The sequence below is a fragment of the Sphingobium sp. PAMC28499 genome (assembly GCF_004795815.1).
GTDB classification, from domain to species: domain Bacteria; phylum Pseudomonadota; class Alphaproteobacteria; order Sphingomonadales; family Sphingomonadaceae; genus Sphingobium; species Sphingobium yanoikuyae.
In genome coordinates this window covers 2,776,219-2,791,680 of the sequence record NZ_CP039248.1, presented here as the reverse complement: position 1 = coordinate 2,791,680, position 15,462 = coordinate 2,776,219, and the positions used below count along the sequence as shown (strand labels likewise).

Below are 15,462 nucleotides of genomic sequence, written 5' to 3'. Positions count from 1 at the left end.
TTGGGTTCCTCTTCCCGATTATTGGCTGTTGGTTCAGGCGGCCGAGACGCGCGACTGGATGCGGCCGGTCACGTCCGCCGCCTGCATCGCCTTGCCGCTGTTGATCAGCGCGTCGATCGCGTCCGGCGCATAGCCGATCTCGGCCAATATCTGCCGCGTATGCTCGCCCAGTCGCGGCGCGGACTTGCGCGCATGGCCCGGCGTGTCGCTCAGATGGATGAAGCTGCCGAACTGGCGGACATGGCCATACATGGAATCGAAATTCTCGATCACCCGGTTGCTGGTCACCGCCCAGTCCTGCCACAGCGCCTCGCGCACCCAGCTCTTGGCCGCCGGTATCTCGCACGGTACACCCGCCGCATCGAGCAGGGCGAAGGCCTCCGCGCTTGTCTTGTCGGCAAACCAGGGCGCCAGCGCCGCGAGCAGCGCCGCGTCATGCAGCGACCGTTCCTTTGGCGAGGCAAAGCGCGGATCGTCGATCAGCCCAGCCTGCCCCACCGCCCGCGCCAGCGCCGCGAAGCGATCGTCCTGCCGGCAGGCAATGCAGAGCCAGCCGTCGCTGGTGCGATAGAGCCGGTCGAGCGCATTATAGCCCGCCTGATCCTTGTCGAGACGGAAGCCATAGACGACCTGCTTGTCGGCATCCAGGAAATGCTCGGACGTGGTCCACAGGCTCGAATGGAGCTGGGGTATCTCCATATAGTCACCGACGCCGCTGATCGCGCGCCGCTCCAGCCCCATCAATATGCCCGCCGCACCCAGGAAGCCGTTATTATAATCCTCATTGCCGAATACCGACCGGGTCGGCGGATTGCCCGCGCCGCCGCCTTCGTAGAGCAGGCCGGTCCAGCCCGACACCAACGGCGCAAAGCTTTTCAGCAGCGACTTGGGGCCCCTGGAGCCATAGCCGGGCAGATAGACATAGAGCAGGCGCGGATTGATCTTCGACAGCGCCTCATAGCCGATGCCCAGCTTGTCGGCCTTGCCGGGGCGCAGATTATGGGTGACGACATCGGCCTCAGCCACCAGCTTCAGCGCCGCCTCCAGCGCCTCGGGCTGCTTCAGGTTCAGCACGATATCGCGCTTGCCGCGCTGCGCCGCGTCGAAACAGTCGGGCAGCGGCCGCATCTGGTCGCCATCGGGCGTCTCGACCTTGATGACGTCGGCGCCCAGGTCCGACAGCAGCCGCCCGCCAAAGCCGACCGCGAAGAAGGACGAGAAGTCCACCACCTTGATGCCTTCAAGCGGCCGGTCGATCGGCTTGCCCGCCGCCGCCAGTTCGCCCCGCTTGCGCGCGATCAGATCGGTCAGTGCATCATTGTCGGCGCCGATCGCAGGCGCTGGGCGCGGCGCGGCGCAGGGCGTGCGATCGAACCGCACGGCGGGTGCGGCCTGATAGATGGTGCCGAATTCCGCGTCCGGCAGCGCAATCCGCTGGCCGACAAATTCCACCTGCTCGTCCAGCAGTACTTCGGCCGGTTCCAGCACCGGCAGCGCCGCCACATCGGCCGCCTGGAACAGCGCGATCCATTCGGCGCGCGGGCGCGCCTTGAACGCATCGAAAATCTCGACGCGGGCGATATGATATTCATCATCGCTCAATGGCACCGACATTTCCGCCGCGCCCTTGACCACCGACACCCGGTCGCCAAAGCCCAGCTGGTCCATCGCCGCCTTGAAGCCGCCCTGGCCGCCGGTATGGATCTGCAGGAACAGGCCGTCCCCGCATTCGAACATGCCGGTCACCAGCCGGGTCCGGCCAAACCGGTCGACCGCGCCGGAATCCCCCGCCTTGATGTAGGAAATCCCCTCTTCCTGCCACCAGTTGTTCATCGGCGACTGGGCCAGCATCGCGTCGAGCAGCGAGGATTCCACCCTCTGCCCCTTGCCACTCGTTCGCCGCGCCCGGATCGCCGTCAATGCACCGATCACGCCCAGAAACGCCTGACCATAATGAAGCGCGGGATGCCCCAGATAGACAGGCCCTTCGCGGAACGGGCTGGACTTGTCGATCATCGTGCCCAGCAGCGCCGCCGCCAGCCCCTCGCCGCGCGGCCGGTCGGCAAAGGGTGTGTCCGCGCCATAGGCGGTCAGCGCCGACACGATCAGCTCCGGATAATCGCGCGCCAGGCTCTCGCCGTCCAGGCCAAGCGCCTTCGCCTCCCCTTCCTCCAGCGCATGAATGAAGATGTCCGCACCGCTCAGCAGCCCGCGCAGCGCCGCCCGGTCGTCCGCATCAGCCACGTCCAATTCGACGCTGCGCTTGGAGCGGTCCCAGCTCTTGCGGGTCAGTTCATGGGCGAAATAGGCGCCGCCCCTGGGCTCGACCTTCAGCACGTCGGCGCCATGGTCGGCTAGCAGCATGCCCGCAATCGCGACCGGCATTTCGGTCGACAGCTCGATAACGACAAGATGGTCCAGAGGGCCGGGCATCACGCACTCCTGTTTGGCGGTCTGCGCCGCCTCTTGTTCGGATCTGGGCGGTAGTGCGCGGAATCGCGCCTCCGACCTTTCCCTTGAAACAGACACGCTTTTTCCCGGCAGCGCAAGTAATATTGCACTATAGGTTCAAATTCATTCCTTGCTCGTCAGCCGTGCCGGATCATAGCGTGGCCGGTCCATCTGAAAACTGTCGCCGTTGCGCACATACCAGCCGCTGCCATGGGTGCGGCCGATCAATTTCATCGCCGGCGTGTCGAAATAGACCCGCTCGCGATCGGTGATGAACTCGTCGCGGATATGCGCCATCAATATCTCGCCGATGATCACCGTCTGCATCGTGCCGATGTCCATCGCCGCGACCTTGCGGCATTCGAAGCTGACCGGGCTACTGGCAATCAGCGGCGGTGCCACCAGCACCGACGGCGCGGTCTCGATCCCGGCATAGTCGATCTCGCTGACATCGGCCGGCGCATCGACGCTGCAATGGTTCATCTTCTCGGCATCATCCTCGCACACCAGGTTCACGACGAACTCGCCGGTGGCGATGATATTGGTCGCCGTGTTCTTCAGGCCGCGCGATACCGGCTCCTTGAGCAGGCCGAGCGCCACCAGCGGCGGCTCGGTGCCGACGCAGTTGAAGAAGCTGTAGGGCGCGGCATTGACCACGCCCGCTTCGGACCGGGTGGTGATCCACGCGATCGGACGCGGGGTGATGGTCGAATTGACGATCTTGTAGCGGGTCGCCATCGGCAGGCTGCGCATGTCGAACTGCATGACTTATTCCTTCGCCCCAGTTGCGCCCTTCGCGGCAGCCTTCGCCGCTGCGCGTGCCTTGAACGCCTCGCGGGCGCGGGGCACCTCCTCCCCCGCCTGGCAGGTATGGCAATAGACCAGTTCCAGCGCATGATTGGCCGACAGGTCGCCGCTTTCCGCCTGATCCAGCAGCCGCTTGGTCAGTTCGACCGCATGGGCGTTGCCGCCGCCAATCGTCGCGCCCAGCGCCAGCGCCTGCGCGACCGCCTCGCCCGGCGGGACCAGCCGGCTGACCAACCCCAGGCTCAATGCCTCGGCCGCCTCCAATGTCCGCCCCGAAAAGATGATCTCGGCCGCGCGTGCCCGCCCCAGTTGCCGGGTCAGGAACCAGGCCGCGCCGCCATCGGGTACCAGCCCGAAATCCAGGAATGGCGCACCGAACCGCGCATTGTCAGCAGCGAAAATCATGTCGCAGGCCATCGCCAGGCTCCAGGACACGCCATAGGCGCCGCCCTCCACCGCCGCTACGGTCGGGATCGGCAGCGCGCGCAGCCGGCGGATGATCCGCTGCCCCATCTCCAGCCGCGCTGCTAGCCGCAGCGCACCCTCGCCCCGCGCCGGCGGCAGCTTCACGTCGCCGCCATTGCTGAAATAGCCTTCCGCGCCGCACAGCAGCAGCATCCGCGCCGGCGTCGCATTTTCCAGCCGGTCGAGTGCAGCGGAAAACTGCTCCCACATGGTGAAGGAGACGGTGTTCTTCGCGCGCGGCCGGTTGAGGGTGATGACGGCCACGCCATCCGCGCGCAGCTCGAACAACAGTTCGGGGTCTTCGCTCGGCGCGCTCATCTCACTCTCCCATGCTGATGCCCATGTCGGGCCTGGGGCATGCCTAGACGAGGCGCGCACCATGATGCAAGAAAATTTGCATCATGGTGCAGATTCAAGCCACTTTCGTCTTGGTCTTGGGCGACATCGGCAGCGCGTCCATGCCGCGCTCGGCAATGTCCTTGATCAGCGCTTCGACTTCCTTGCGCGCCGCGCCCTTCAGCGAGCCGAGCAGGCAGGACAGATAGCTGCTGACCAGCCGGACGATCACCTCGTCATCGGGTATGCGACCCTGCGCCCAATCGTTGATGGTCGCATATTCGAAGCGCACCAGATCATCGACCAACTTGTCGACCTGCACCCAGGGCTGCAGCTGCTTCGTGGCGTCGAGCGCCTCGATCCACTGCTTGTTATGATGGATGGCCGGCGAGTGCATCGCGGTCCAGATGTCGCGGTCGACATCCGAACTGAAATAGAGCGCCATGATCGCCTTGATATAGTTGCGGATCTTCCGGTTGCGCTGGACGACCGAGATCATCCGCTCCAGATTATGCTGCATCGTGCCGGGCGGGCTCGAATAGACGATGCGGCTGACATATTCGTCGAAATATTCCTGGATCGCGGTGGCGATCATGCGCTCGCGGGTCTGGAAGGCGTTGTAGAGCGTCCGCTTGGCGACACCCGCGCGCTGGCCGATCTCGTTCATGCTCAGCGCCGCGATCCCCTGTTCGGCGATCACCTTGCGCGTTTCCTCCAATATCCGGCGACGGCGTTCGATGATCGCCGGACTGGAATAGGTCTGCGGCCGATCGCCATTTTCCTTGAGGTCAGCCATGTCCTTGTCCGTCGTCAAATTCGCTCATCCTCCCCGAGGCGCGCCCGGCGGGGGCACGTAACCGACGATCATAACGCAATTGCATGAACGTGCAAATTTGATGCCGCACGGTTGGACTTTGTGCAAGCCCCCGCTCGGCGCAGACAAGGAGCCCCGCCTCCCGATGAAAGGAAGCGGGGCGAAGCAGCATCCGCCACAAGGGGACGGATGCCATGGGAGGTCAGTTTGCCTTGGGCGCGGTTTCCCGCGCGCGCTGGCGGATATAGTGGCGCAGCCCTTCCAGATCGGCGTCGCTCAACTGCTCGAAGGCGCCCATGCCGCGCGCCATCAGCGCCCCGTCATGCACCACCGACTTGAACGTCTCCGCGTCCAGCGGCACCGCCGACTTGCGCAGGTCCGGCGCGGCGCCGCCCGCCATCATGCCCGCGCCATGACAGATGACGCAGCTGCTATTGTAGATGCCGCCGCCGACCTTGGCCTTGGCAGCGTCGACGGTGAAGGCCGGATCATCCTGGATCGGCTCGTCCACCGGCTCGAACTTGGGCAGCGCCTTGGTGCCGCCGATCGCAAAGGTCAGCACCCGACGCTGCTGCTGGCGATAATCCCAGTTGGGCACGTTGGGGAAGCTGCTGCGGAACCCGGTGATCACCGACACATATTGCTTGCCGCCGACCGTGTAGCTGATCGGCGCGGACAATATGCCGTTCTGCGCCGGGAAGGACCAGAGCTTGCGCCCGTCGGTCGCGGAATAGGCGTTGAAATTGCCGTCATTGGTGCCCTGGAACAGCAGGCCGCCACCGGTCGCCATGATGCCACCGTTGAACACGCCGGGCTGCGGCACCGACCAGGCGACCTTGTTGTTGGCGACGTCGAAGGCGACCAGCTTGCTCACCGCAGCGGGCGGCACCAGATTGGCGGGCGGCGCGCCCAGCCCGGTATTGACCATCATCCCCGGCTTGTAGGTCCAGTCCTTCACATTGGCCGGATCGACGAACACGCGGCCGCCCTCCATCACCGGAATATAGCTAAGGTTCGTCTTGGGACTGAACGCCATCGCCTGGACGCCATGCGCGCCATTGGGGAAGGGATACATCATGAACGGCTTGCCGTTCGGATATTGCGCCTCGGGATTGATCTCGGGCCGGCCGGTGACCAGATCGATCCGCTTGGCCCAATTCTGCTTGGCGAACTCGCCGGCCGAAATGAACTTCCCGGTCTCGCGGTCCAGCGCATAGAAGAAGCCGTTCTTGGGCGCATGCATCAGCACCGACCTCATCTTGCCGCCAATCTCGATATCGGCCAGCTCGATATCCATCGCATCGTTGAAATCGTGGCTGTTTTCCGGGTTCACCTGATAGTGCCAGGCATATTCGCCGGTCTTCACGTCGATCGCCACGATCGAGGCGAGATAAAGATTGTCGCCGCCGCCGGGCGAACGGATCTTCTGGTTCCACGGCCAGCCATTGCCGGTACCAAGGTAGATGCGGTCATATTTGGCGTCATAGGCCATGGCGTGCCACACCGTGCCGCCCCCGCCGAACTTCCACCATTCGCCGGTCCAGGTCTTGGCCGCCGCCTCCATCGCCTTGTTCTCGAAGCCCTTGGCCGGATCGCCCGGCACCACGAACCAGCGCCACGCCTTCTTGCCGGTCTTGGCATCATAGGCGGTCACATAGCCGCGGGTCGGGCTGTAATCCGCGCCGCCAAAGCCGACCACGATCTTGTCGCCGGCCACCCATGGCGGGCCGGTGATATAGCCGTTTTCCGCCTCGTCGAGCGTCTGGACCGACCAGCGCGGCTTGCCGGTCTTGGCGTCGACCGCGATCAGCCGGCCTTCGCGCGTGGCGGTATAGATCAGCCCGTCCTTGTAGGCGATGCCGCGCGTGCCCCAGCCGGCGCGCATCCGCCATTTCGCCTCCGGCTGGCTCGCGACGTCGGGATCATATTGCCACAACAGCTTGCCGGTCTTTGCGTCGAGCGCATGGACGACCGACAGGCCGACCGCAAAATAGAGGACGCCATCTATCGCCAGCGGCTGGGTATAGCTGTCATAGGTATCGATGTCGTAGGACCAGGCGAGGCCGAGCTTGCCGACATTGTCGGCGCTGATCTGGTCGAGCGCGCTATAATGCTGCTCCTTGTCGTCGCCGCCAAAGCTGGACCAGTTGGCGGTCGGACCGCCCGGCGCTGCGCTGTCCGCGCCGCAGGCGACCAGCCCGCTTGCCAGGGCCAGGATCGCCACGGCCGTCGACACTCTTCCCTTCATGTTCTCATCCTTCTCCGTGCGCCCCTGTTCGCGCCTCTTTATATTGCACCTTGGTGCAGATTCATGACCCTGTCAACGCGCCTGCGCGCTTGACAGCGATAATCCTCTCCAACATTATTATGCACCATAGAGCAAAATTGATGAGGGGATGATGGAGATGGTGCAGCGTCCTGTCGCCTGCGCGGCTACGGCCGTCGCTTTATGGGCAAGCCTTGGAAATGCCGCCCCTTCTTCGGCACCGCCCCGATTGTCCACCGCGTCCGGTCCGATCCGCGGCGTGGTGCGCGACGATGTCCGCTTCTTTGGCGGCATCCCCTATGCCGCGCCCCCGGTCGGCGCCAATCGCTGGCGCGCACCGCAACCGGTCCGCGCCTGGAAGACCGAGCGTGACGCCACGGGCTTTGCGGCTGATTGCCCCCAGCCACAGCGCAAAGATGACGCAGCCTTCCCCCAGGATGAAAATTGCCTGACCCTCAACGTCGCCTCCCCTGACCTTGGCGCCCGCAAATTGCCGGTGCTGTTCGTCGTCCATGGCGGCGCCTATTTCGTCGGCTCGGGTCGGGAGCCGTTCCGCAACGGTATGCCGCCGCTGGTCAAGCAGGGTGTCGTCCTTGTCGCCCCCAATTACCGCATCGGGCGGCTCGGCTTCTTCGCCCATCCCGCCCTGACCGCCGAAGCGCCCAAGGCGACCGCCAATTTCTGGCTGATGGATCAGGTCGCGGCGCTGCGCTGGGTCAGGCAGAACATCGCCCGCTTCGGCGGCGATCCCGACAATGTGACCATCATCGGCTGTTCGGCGGGCGGCTCCAGCATCAATGCGCTGATGGCGACGCCGATGGCCAGGGGCCTGTTCGCGCGCGCCAGCGCCCATTCGGCCGGCGGCCTGTTCAACGCCAACCGCCCTCTGCCCCAGGCGCAGGAACAGGGACTGGCCTTTGCCCAGCGCACCGGCGTGACCGGCGATGGCGCGCCATCGCTCGCTGCCCTGCGCAGGCTCAGTGTCGCGCAGGTGCTGGCCGGTGACAGCGGCGCGCCGGACTTTGGCGCAACCGTCGATGGCAGCTGGCTACCCGCTCCCCTTTCCACCCTGTTCGCAAAGGGCCAGATCGCGCATGTCCCGCTGATCAGCGGATCGACCAGCAACGAAGCCAGCGTCTTTGGCCTGATGGGCTTTGGCCGGGCGGAGATGGCACGCCGCTTCGGCATCGATCTGTCGGCCGTATCCGCCAGCTATGGCCTGTCCGACGAGGCGGAATTGCTGCGCCAGGTGCAGACCGACTTCCTGTTCACCTCGGCGGCGCTCGGCATGACCCAGTTGGCGGCCCGCGCCGGCCTGCCGACACGCGCCTATCAGTTCGATTTCGTGCCGCCCGACCAGCCCAGTTCGAAGCCCGGCGCGGACCATTGCGCCGACCGTCTGTTCTGGCTCGGCCAGTCTCCCTCGGCCGATACGGAAAGCCGGGCGCTCGCCAGGACCATGTCGGGCTGGATGCTCAACTATGTGCGGAGCGGCGATCCCGACGGCCCCGGCCTGCCGCCATGGCCCGCCACCCAGGACGGTCGCACCAACCCGCTGGTCATCGGCCAGCATATCGCCGCCGCCCCGGACTTCCGCGCCCGCCAGCTCGCCCCCTGGTTCGACAAATGGCAGCGGGAAAGCAGCCAGTCCTTCGGCTGGAAGCCAGCGCCATGAGCCTGCGGCTGGAGCATGACGGCGCAGTGGCGATCGTGACGCTCGATCGCCCCGACCGGCGCAATGCCTTCACCATGGCGATGCGCGGCGAGATCGCCACGCTGTTCGACAATCTGGCGCAGGATGACGGGGTTCGGGCGGTCGTCCTGACCGGCGCAGGGCGTCATTTCTGCTCGGGCGCCGATACCGGCGAAATGGGCGCCGCCGACAGTGCCGCTTTCCTCAAACGGATGCGCGCGCTCCACCGCATGATCCGCGCCATCATGGCCATGCCCAAGCCGGTCATCGCAGCGGTCGACGGCGTCTGCGTCGGCGCCGGCTGGAGCCTAGCACTCGCCTGCGATCTGATCCTCGCCAGCCCGAACGCCAGCTTCGCACAGTTGTTCGGCCGGATCGGCTATGCGCCCGACGCCGGCGCCATCTGGCAATTGACCCGGCTGGTCGGCCCGATGCGCGCGAAGGAAATCGTCTATAGCGGCCGGACGCTGACCGCCGATGAAGCCTTGCACCTCGGCTTCATCCTCTCGATCGAGGCGGAACGACCGGTTCGAGACGCGGCGATCGACCTGGCCACCCGCCTTGCGAAGGGACCGCCAGTCGCACAGGCGATGAGCAAACAATTGTTCGAGGCGACCACGCTATCCTTCGACCAGTTCCTCGACCGCGAGTTCATGGTCCAGCCCTTGCTCGCCACTACCGCCGATCATCGCGAGGGACTGGCCGCAACGCGAGACAAGCGCGCCCCGAACTTCATCGGCCGATAATCCCTTCATCAGCCTTGCCATCATGATCTCCATGGGGAACGGTGCAGCACGCCCCTGTCAATTTTGCTGTCCATCAGGTTCTTCATGGTCTTCACCGATATCGCCACCCGCACCTACAACCATAATTGGCGGCTTGACCCGATCGTCCGCAGCCTGCTCGACACCGATTTCTACAAGCTGCTGATGCTGCAGATGATCCGGCAGCAGCATCCCGACGTCCAGACCACCTTCAAGCTGATCAACCGCACCGATCGGGTACGCCTGGCCGACATCATCGATGAAGGCGAACTGCGCGCCCAGCTCGACCACGCCCGCTCCCTACGGTTCGGCAAGAAGGAACTGATCTGGCTGGCGGGCAACAGCTTCTATGGCCGGACCCAGATGTTCAGCCCGGATTTCATCGCCTGGCTCGCCGACTTCCGACTGCCGGAATATGAGCTGCGCCAGGTCGATGGCCAATATGAGCTGCGCTTCCACGGGCTCTGGATCGAGACGATGATGTGGGAGATTCCGGCGCTCGCCATCATCAACGAATTGCGATCGCGCGCGGCGATGAAGGGGCGTGGCCGCTTCGCGCTCGACGTGCTTTACGCCCGTGCCAAGGCGAAATTGTGGGAGAAGGTCGAGCGCCTGAGCGCGCTGCCCGATCTCGTCATCTCCGACTTCGGCACGCGCCGTCGCCACGGCTTCCTGTGGCAGCGCTGGTGCGTCGAGGCCCTCAAGGAAGGGCTCGGCGACCGCTTCATTGGCTCATCCAACGTGCTGCTGGCGATGGATGCCGACCTGGAGGCGATCGGCACCAATGCGCATGAACTGCCTATGGTGCTGGCGGCACTGGCGCCGGACGATGCAGCACTGGCCCGCGCGCCCTATGCGGTTCTGGAACAATGGCAGGCCCATTATGGCGGCAATCTGCGCATCGCCCTGCCCGACGCGTTCGGCACCGCCGCCTTCCTGAAGGACGCGCCGGACTGGGTGGCCGACTGGACCGGTTTCCGCCCCGACAGCGCGCCACCGATCGAGGCGGGTGAGCAGATCATCCGCTGGTGGCAGGAAAAGGGGCGCGATCCGCGCAGCAAGCTGCTGATCTTTTCCGATGGCATGGACGTCGACAGTATCGAGGCGACCTATCGCCATTTCCATGGCCGCGTGCGGATGAGCTTTGGCTGGGGCACCAATCTCACCAATGATTTTCGCGGCTGCGCCCCGTTCGAAACCGACGGGCTCGACCCGATCTCACTGGTGTGCAAGGTGGTGGACGCCAATGGCCGCCCGGCGGTCAAGCTGTCGGACAATCCCGCCAAGGCGACCGGTGATCCGACCGAGATCGATCGCTATCTGCGCGTCTTCGGCGGCGACGGGCGAAAGGCAGTCGCCGTCCAGGTCTAGCCACAACGGACATGCACCTTGGTCTCTTCATTGGTCCCGCGCAGCGTCGCCATCATTGCCGGCAGCTGATCCAGCGCGATCGCGTTGCTGATGATCGCCTTGGGGTCGACATGCCCCTTGTCCATCTGGTCGGCGATGTGCAGGAATTCCGCCATGCGGTAGCCGACGGCAAATTGCAGGTTGGCGCATTTATAGGATGCCAGCGCCGGAATGACCGCATCCGGCGCCGTGCAGAAGCCCAGCGACACGATCCGCCCGAATGGCGCGACATGGTTCACCGCCCGCCCCAGCATCCCGTCCACCCCGACAGCCTCGAACACGATCCGGGGCGCGCCGCCCAGCGCTTCGATCACCTGCCCCTTTTCCTCGTCGCCGAAAGAAAAGAAGGCATCGGCACCCATGGCGATCGCCAGATCGCGCCGCCGGGCGGATCGCGACAGGACCACGATCCGCCCCGCCCCCAATCGCCGCGCCCAGTAGATGGCATAGAGCGCAACCGTGCCGCCGCCAAGCACCAGCACCGGGTCGCTGGGGCGGATATCGGCAAAGCGCGCGCCATACAGGCTGACGGCCAGCGGCTCGATCAGCGCGCCATCGGCCAGGGACAGGGTTTCGGGCAGGCGCACCGCCGCATCGGCCGGCACCACCGCAAATTCGGCAAAGCCCCGCATCGCGCCGCCCGGCTTTGCGCCGCACAATACCGGATTGCCATGTTCCTGGCAGGGACTGCACTGGCCGCAGCCGATCGAGGGCATGACCGCGACCCGGTCGCCAGCCCGAAAGCGATCGACACCCGCGCCGACGTCCACCACTTCGCCGGCATATTCATGGCCGATCTGCACGCCGCGGCCATAATCCCATATGCCGCCCCTGGTCATCGACAGGTCGGTGCCACAGATGCCGCAGCGGTGGACGCGGATCAGCAATTCCCTCATGGCCGGTCGCGGATCGGGCAGGTGGGCGATGACGATCGGCTGGCCATCGCCCGGATAGATGGCCGCCTTCATCGCCCTGCCTCCGCCAGGTCGAAGCGCGCCACATAATCGCCGAACGCCGACCGCACCTCTTGCGCACTCATGCCATAGTCAGCGATCGAATAGCGATGAACGCCATGCTGCATCTCGGGCTTGTCCGCGATCCGCTGTGCCATGGCCATGCGCGTCGCATCGGGCATCTCCATGCCGATAAAGGCATAGATTCGCTCCAGCACGGCCATGGGCTGCGCATGGAAATCGCCATGGACGATATCGAGCAATTGGCCCGGATGGCGTTCCGCCACCTTTTCCGCCTTGCGCACGGCATGGGACCATTTGGCCGTTTCGCGTGCCAGCATCAGCGCGCCGCGCTCGGCCGCCCGCCCTTCCTCCATCGCCCCATGCCCCGCCATCAGCAGCGACACGAGCGAAGGCAAGGCCTTGGCCGGATCGCGATGGGTCTGGATCACCTTTGCATCGGGAAAGACGGCAAAGAGCAGGTCAAGATTTTCGATATGGCCGGGATTTTTGAGCAGCCAGCGCTTGTCCGGGTCGTTGGCACCGATCAACTGCACACAGCGGCGATAATGGTCATAGCCCGCCGCCTCGCTCTGCGCGCACCACCAGGCATCATAGCTCGCCGCCGACCAGCCGCAGCTCCACAGGTTGGAGACAAAGGACTGGCGCAGCAGCATGCAGCATTCATGCACTTCCTCGGCCGCGACATGATGCGCGGCCCGCTTGGCTGGTGCATCGACATAGCGCCGCTCCAGCAAGGCGACCGAACGGCAGAAATCGGCATCGTCCTGCCAGCTTTCGACCGGTGGACGCGGACGCGGCGTATCGAGCAGCCAGCTTTGCAACCCCTGGAAGCGCGGATCGACCGCCATCAACCGATGCAGCGCCGTGGTCCCGGTGCGTGGCACGCCGGTGATGACGACAGGGCTCAGGATCGGCCGGGCATCGAAGCCCGGATGCGCCTTCATCGCCGCGATCGCACTTGCCCGGCCGCGCAGAACACCCACCACATGGCCCCAGGCGGTGCGCCGCCCCGCCGCGGTAAAGCGCGGATCATAATCCATCGACCGGAGCAGCACGCGAAGCCCCGGCAGATAATCGTCAGGGCCAAAATCATCATGGCTGGTTTCGGCCATCACCAGATCGTGCAGCTGATCGAGCGCGGCGGCGAAGCGTAGCGGCGGTTCATAACCGTTCGATATCATTGGCAATCCCCTCCCTTTCACCAGCGCCGCCGACGCTGGCAGGCCCGCACCCGCAGCCGCAACTCCTCGGCGCGCTGCTGCGGCGTAACGATCGGCGTGTCGGCGGGCAAATGGGTGCGCAACGCGTTCAGCTTCACCCGCGTGATGGTCGGCACCGGCGCGCTGTCGCAATCATACCAGCGGCCATAGATGCCACCTTCGCGATAGCCGGCAGGATCGAGCCAGTTGGGCACGCCGGGGTCTTCCAGCGCGATGACGGCCCGATATTTGCCGTCACGGCTCAGCTTCGCATAATGGCCGTTGCTGCTGGACAGGCGATAGACATATTCCAGCGCGTTGAAATAGGGGTCGTTAAGCTGGATATTCCAGTAGGGCGCACGGGCGGGAATATCGGTCTCGATGATCAGCGCCTCATCGGCGTCGAACTGGAAGCAGGCCGGCCAATAGACCTGCTTGGCAAGCGCGCCGGGCATCCGCACCGGCTCGAACCGGTTGAAACCAACCCGCTCCTTCACGCCATTCTGCATCGGATAATAAAGCCGCGTCTTGCGACCAGGGAATTTTGCCATTTCCCGGATGCGCGCGACAATCTCCTCCGGCGAAAGGCGCGGCTTGGGCGGCACCGGATCCAGACATTCGATCGTCAGTTGCGGATCGACCTCGTTCAGCCAGTCATAGCTGCGATAGCGCACCATCAGCCCGCCCGCCTGGGGATCGATCGGCGCCCATTTGCCAGCATAGCCTGCTGGGCGCTGGGCGCTCAGGATCAGTTCGAAATGCTCCCCCGGCTCCAGCCCCAGATCGCTGTCGTCCACCTCATGATGGCCATTGGGTCGGGGCATTTCATCGACCGTCCCGGACAAGGCCCTTTGGGTGGTGAAGCTCAATATCTTGCAACTGCCCCGATTGCCGGCGATGCGGTAGGTCAGATCCCCGCGGATCGGCGACTGGAGGTAGATATCGTCCGGATTGGGCTGGAGCGTATAGACCGGGTTCCACAAGGGGGCCCAATCGGGATGCTCCGGCGTGGCATGGAAATAGGCGAAATAGGCATAGGACAGGCTGGTCATCGTCTGGCGATAGACGTCGGCGCGATAGGCCGGATCGTCGGGGCGCCAGGTGTCGCCAAGATTGGCGACCGCACTCTCCAGATCAGTCAGATAGGCCAGGATGTCGGGTTCGATGATCATGATGGCATGCCTCTCCTCTGCCACTGGCGGGCAGCATATAGATAGTATTCACTATCATTTGATTTTAGGAGAGGCCCCGGCCCGAGATCGCCGGCGCGATGGATCGCGGTTCAGCGCCGCATGAACCCCATCCAGCGCAGCAGGCAATAGCTCACACCAGCCGCCCCGGCCGCCACCAATGTCGCGGTCAATGTGCCATGGGCCGCATTAGCAAAGGGCATGCCCCCGGTGTTCATGCCGAACAGCCCCGTGACCAGCGTCGCCGGCAGCATCAACGCAGTGATGATCGACAGGATATAGAGATTCTGGTTGGTCCGTTGCGCCGCCTGGATATCCAGTTCATCGCGCAGCAACCGCAATTGCGCCTGCCCTTCCAATATGTCGGCGTCCAGCGCCTGCAACCGCTGGGTCAGTTTCTCGACCGTGGGCAGCAGAGCGTCCGGCAGTTCCTCGTCCCGTTCCAGCCGCTGGAACACGCCCCGCGCGCCGGCAAGCAGGCGATGCAGTTGTGCGAGCCGGCGGCGAATACCGACCAGGTCGCGCGGCTGGGGCGGATGATGCCCCTCCAGAAAGGCATCCTCGGCGCGCTGGATGTCCGCCGACAGGCTGCGGCTGATATCGGCAATATTTTCGGCAATGGCGCCGACCAGCAGGTCCAGCGCCTGCGCCCCGCCGATCACACCCTTCGTCCGCTCCAGCCGATGGCGCGCGATGTCGGCGCAGCGCAGCGGATGCAGCCGGGTGGTCAGCATCAATGTCGGCGTCAACGCCATGCGCAGTGCCCCAACCCGCGCAGTATCGGCCACATCGAAATCCCGCTCGAAATCATGCAGGACGCAGCCGACCGTGTCGCCATCGACCAGCGCCCGCTGATGCGTATCGGGCGACAGGATCAGTTCGCGCACCGCCTCGGGCAGCATCGCCGCCCCCTCGATCCATTGCCGCGTGCCATGGTCGGCCAGGTTCAGGTGCAGCCAGCGAAAACCGCCCGTCGTCCCGCCATCGCAATGATCGACCGGCCTGATCGCGTCAGGCGCGAAGTCCAGCCCCCAGATCAGCCCCGGCCCCATGCCCGGAACCGGTAATATGATGGGGATCAGCGGGGCGT

At 64.9% G+C, this 15,462-nt stretch carries 12 protein-coding genes; 3 read left to right on the top strand and 9 right to left on the bottom strand.

What is annotated here, in order from left to right:
- Positions 1–33 precede the first annotated feature (33 nt).
- The 5 genes from E5554_RS13525 to E5554_RS13505 form a co-directional block, all read right to left on the bottom strand.
- Positions 34–2,433, bottom strand: coding sequence for a CoA transferase (locus E5554_RS13525; RefSeq protein ID WP_136187092.1), 2,400 nt, complete (start codon positions 2,431–2,433; stop codon positions 34–36).
- A 141-nt stretch (positions 2,434–2,574) separates the two neighbouring features.
- Positions 2,575–3,216: a flavin reductase family protein gene (locus tag E5554_RS13520; RefSeq protein WP_136187091.1), complete on the bottom strand. Its 642-nt coding sequence runs from the start codon at positions 3,214–3,216 to the stop codon at positions 2,575–2,577.
- A 3-nt stretch (positions 3,217–3,219) separates the two neighbouring features.
- On the bottom strand, positions 3,220–4,041 hold the full coding sequence (locus E5554_RS13515) for an enoyl-CoA hydratase/isomerase family protein (RefSeq protein WP_125996949.1): 822 nt from the start codon (positions 4,039–4,041) through the stop codon (positions 3,220–3,222).
- A 94-nt stretch (positions 4,042–4,135) separates the two neighbouring features.
- A complete protein-coding gene (locus tag E5554_RS13510; protein ID WP_136187090.1) occupies positions 4,136–4,873 on the bottom strand; it encodes a TetR/AcrR family transcriptional regulator in 738 nt (245 codons plus the stop codon).
- A 202-nt stretch (positions 4,874–5,075) separates the two neighbouring features.
- A complete protein-coding gene (locus E5554_RS13505) occupies positions 5,076–7,121 on the bottom strand; it encodes a PQQ-dependent dehydrogenase, methanol/ethanol family (protein ID WP_210729747.1) in 2,046 nt (681 codons plus the stop codon).
- A 157-nt stretch (positions 7,122–7,278) separates the two neighbouring features.
- Here E5554_RS13505 and E5554_RS13500 point away from each other — a divergent pair, with 157 nt between their 5' ends.
- From E5554_RS13500 to pncB, 3 genes are all read left to right on the top strand, one after another.
- A complete protein-coding gene (locus E5554_RS13500; protein WP_247594257.1) occupies positions 7,279–8,814 on the top strand; it encodes a carboxylesterase family protein in 1,536 nt (511 codons plus the stop codon).
- The gene (locus E5554_RS13495; protein WP_136187089.1) at positions 8,811–9,578 is read left to right on the top strand and encodes an enoyl-CoA hydratase-related protein; all 768 of its coding nucleotides are present in this window, start codon (positions 8,811–8,813) and stop codon (positions 9,576–9,578) included. The genes E5554_RS13500 and E5554_RS13495 overlap by 4 nt, the downstream gene beginning before the upstream one ends.
- A gap of 84 nt (positions 9,579–9,662) precedes the next feature.
- Positions 9,663–10,967, top strand: a complete 1,305-nt coding sequence (gene pncB, locus E5554_RS13490) for a nicotinate phosphoribosyltransferase (protein WP_136187088.1) — start codon at positions 9,663–9,665, stop codon at positions 10,965–10,967.
- On the opposite strand, the gene E5554_RS13485 is transcribed toward pncB, so the two are convergent.
- The 4 genes from E5554_RS13485 to E5554_RS13470 form a co-directional block, all read right to left on the bottom strand.
- The gene (locus E5554_RS13485; protein ID WP_136187087.1) at positions 10,964–11,974 is read right to left on the bottom strand and encodes an alcohol dehydrogenase catalytic domain-containing protein; all 1,011 of its coding nucleotides are present in this window, start codon (positions 11,972–11,974) and stop codon (positions 10,964–10,966) included. The two genes, pncB and E5554_RS13485, sit on opposite strands and share 4 nt — an antisense overlap.
- Positions 11,971–13,164, bottom strand: coding sequence for a sulfotransferase (locus tag E5554_RS13480; protein WP_136187086.1), 1,194 nt, complete (start codon positions 13,162–13,164; stop codon positions 11,971–11,973). Before E5554_RS13480 ends, E5554_RS13485 begins: the two co-directional genes overlap by 4 nt.
- A 17-nt stretch (positions 13,165–13,181) precedes the next feature.
- The gene (locus E5554_RS13475) at positions 13,182–14,354 is read right to left on the bottom strand and encodes a hypothetical protein (RefSeq protein ID WP_136187085.1); all 1,173 of its coding nucleotides are present in this window, start codon (positions 14,352–14,354) and stop codon (positions 13,182–13,184) included.
- A gap of 110 nt (positions 14,355–14,464) precedes the next feature.
- A complete protein-coding gene (locus E5554_RS13470; protein WP_136187084.1) occupies positions 14,465–15,424 on the bottom strand; it encodes a transporter in 960 nt (319 codons plus the stop codon).
- Between the last annotated feature and the right edge of the window lie 38 nt (positions 15,425–15,462).

What these genes read in the sequence shown, in the direction of transcription:
- E5554_RS13525 (WP_136187092.1), bottom strand. Translation starts at nt 2,433, where the DNA reads ATGCCCGGCCCTCTGGACCATCTTGTCGTTATCGAGCTGTCGACCGAA.
- E5554_RS13520 (WP_136187091.1), bottom strand. Translation starts at nt 3,216, where the DNA reads ATGCAGTTCGACATGCGCAGCCTGCCGATGGCGACCCGCTACAAGATC.
- E5554_RS13515 (WP_125996949.1), bottom strand. Translation starts at nt 4,041, where the DNA reads ATGAGCGCGCCGAGCGAAGACCCCGAACTGTTGTTCGAGCTGCGCGCG.
- E5554_RS13505 (WP_210729747.1), bottom strand. Translation starts at nt 7,121, where the DNA reads ATGAAGGGAAGAGTGTCGACGGCCGTGGCGATCCTGGCCCTGGCAAGC.
- E5554_RS13500 (WP_247594257.1), top strand. Translation starts at nt 7,279, where the DNA reads ATGGTGCAGCGTCCTGTCGCCTGCGCGGCTACGGCCGTCGCTTTATGG.
- E5554_RS13495 (WP_136187089.1), top strand. Translation starts at nt 8,811, where the DNA reads ATGAGCCTGCGGCTGGAGCATGACGGCGCAGTGGCGATCGTGACGCTC.
- pncB (WP_136187088.1), top strand. Translation starts at nt 9,663, where the DNA reads ATGGTCTTCACCGATATCGCCACCCGCACCTACAACCATAATTGGCGG.
- E5554_RS13485 (WP_136187087.1), bottom strand. Translation starts at nt 11,974, where the DNA reads ATGAAGGCGGCCATCTATCCGGGCGATGGCCAGCCGATCGTCATCGCC.
- E5554_RS13480 (WP_136187086.1), bottom strand. Translation starts at nt 13,164, where the DNA reads ATGATATCGAACGGTTATGAACCGCCGCTACGCTTCGCCGCCGCGCTC.
- E5554_RS13475 (WP_136187085.1), bottom strand. Translation starts at nt 14,354, where the DNA reads ATGATCATCGAACCCGACATCCTGGCCTATCTGACTGATCTGGAGAGT.
- E5554_RS13470 (WP_136187084.1), bottom strand. Translation starts at nt 15,424, where the DNA reads ATGGGGCCGGGGCTGATCTGGGGGCTGGACTTCGCGCCTGACGCGATC.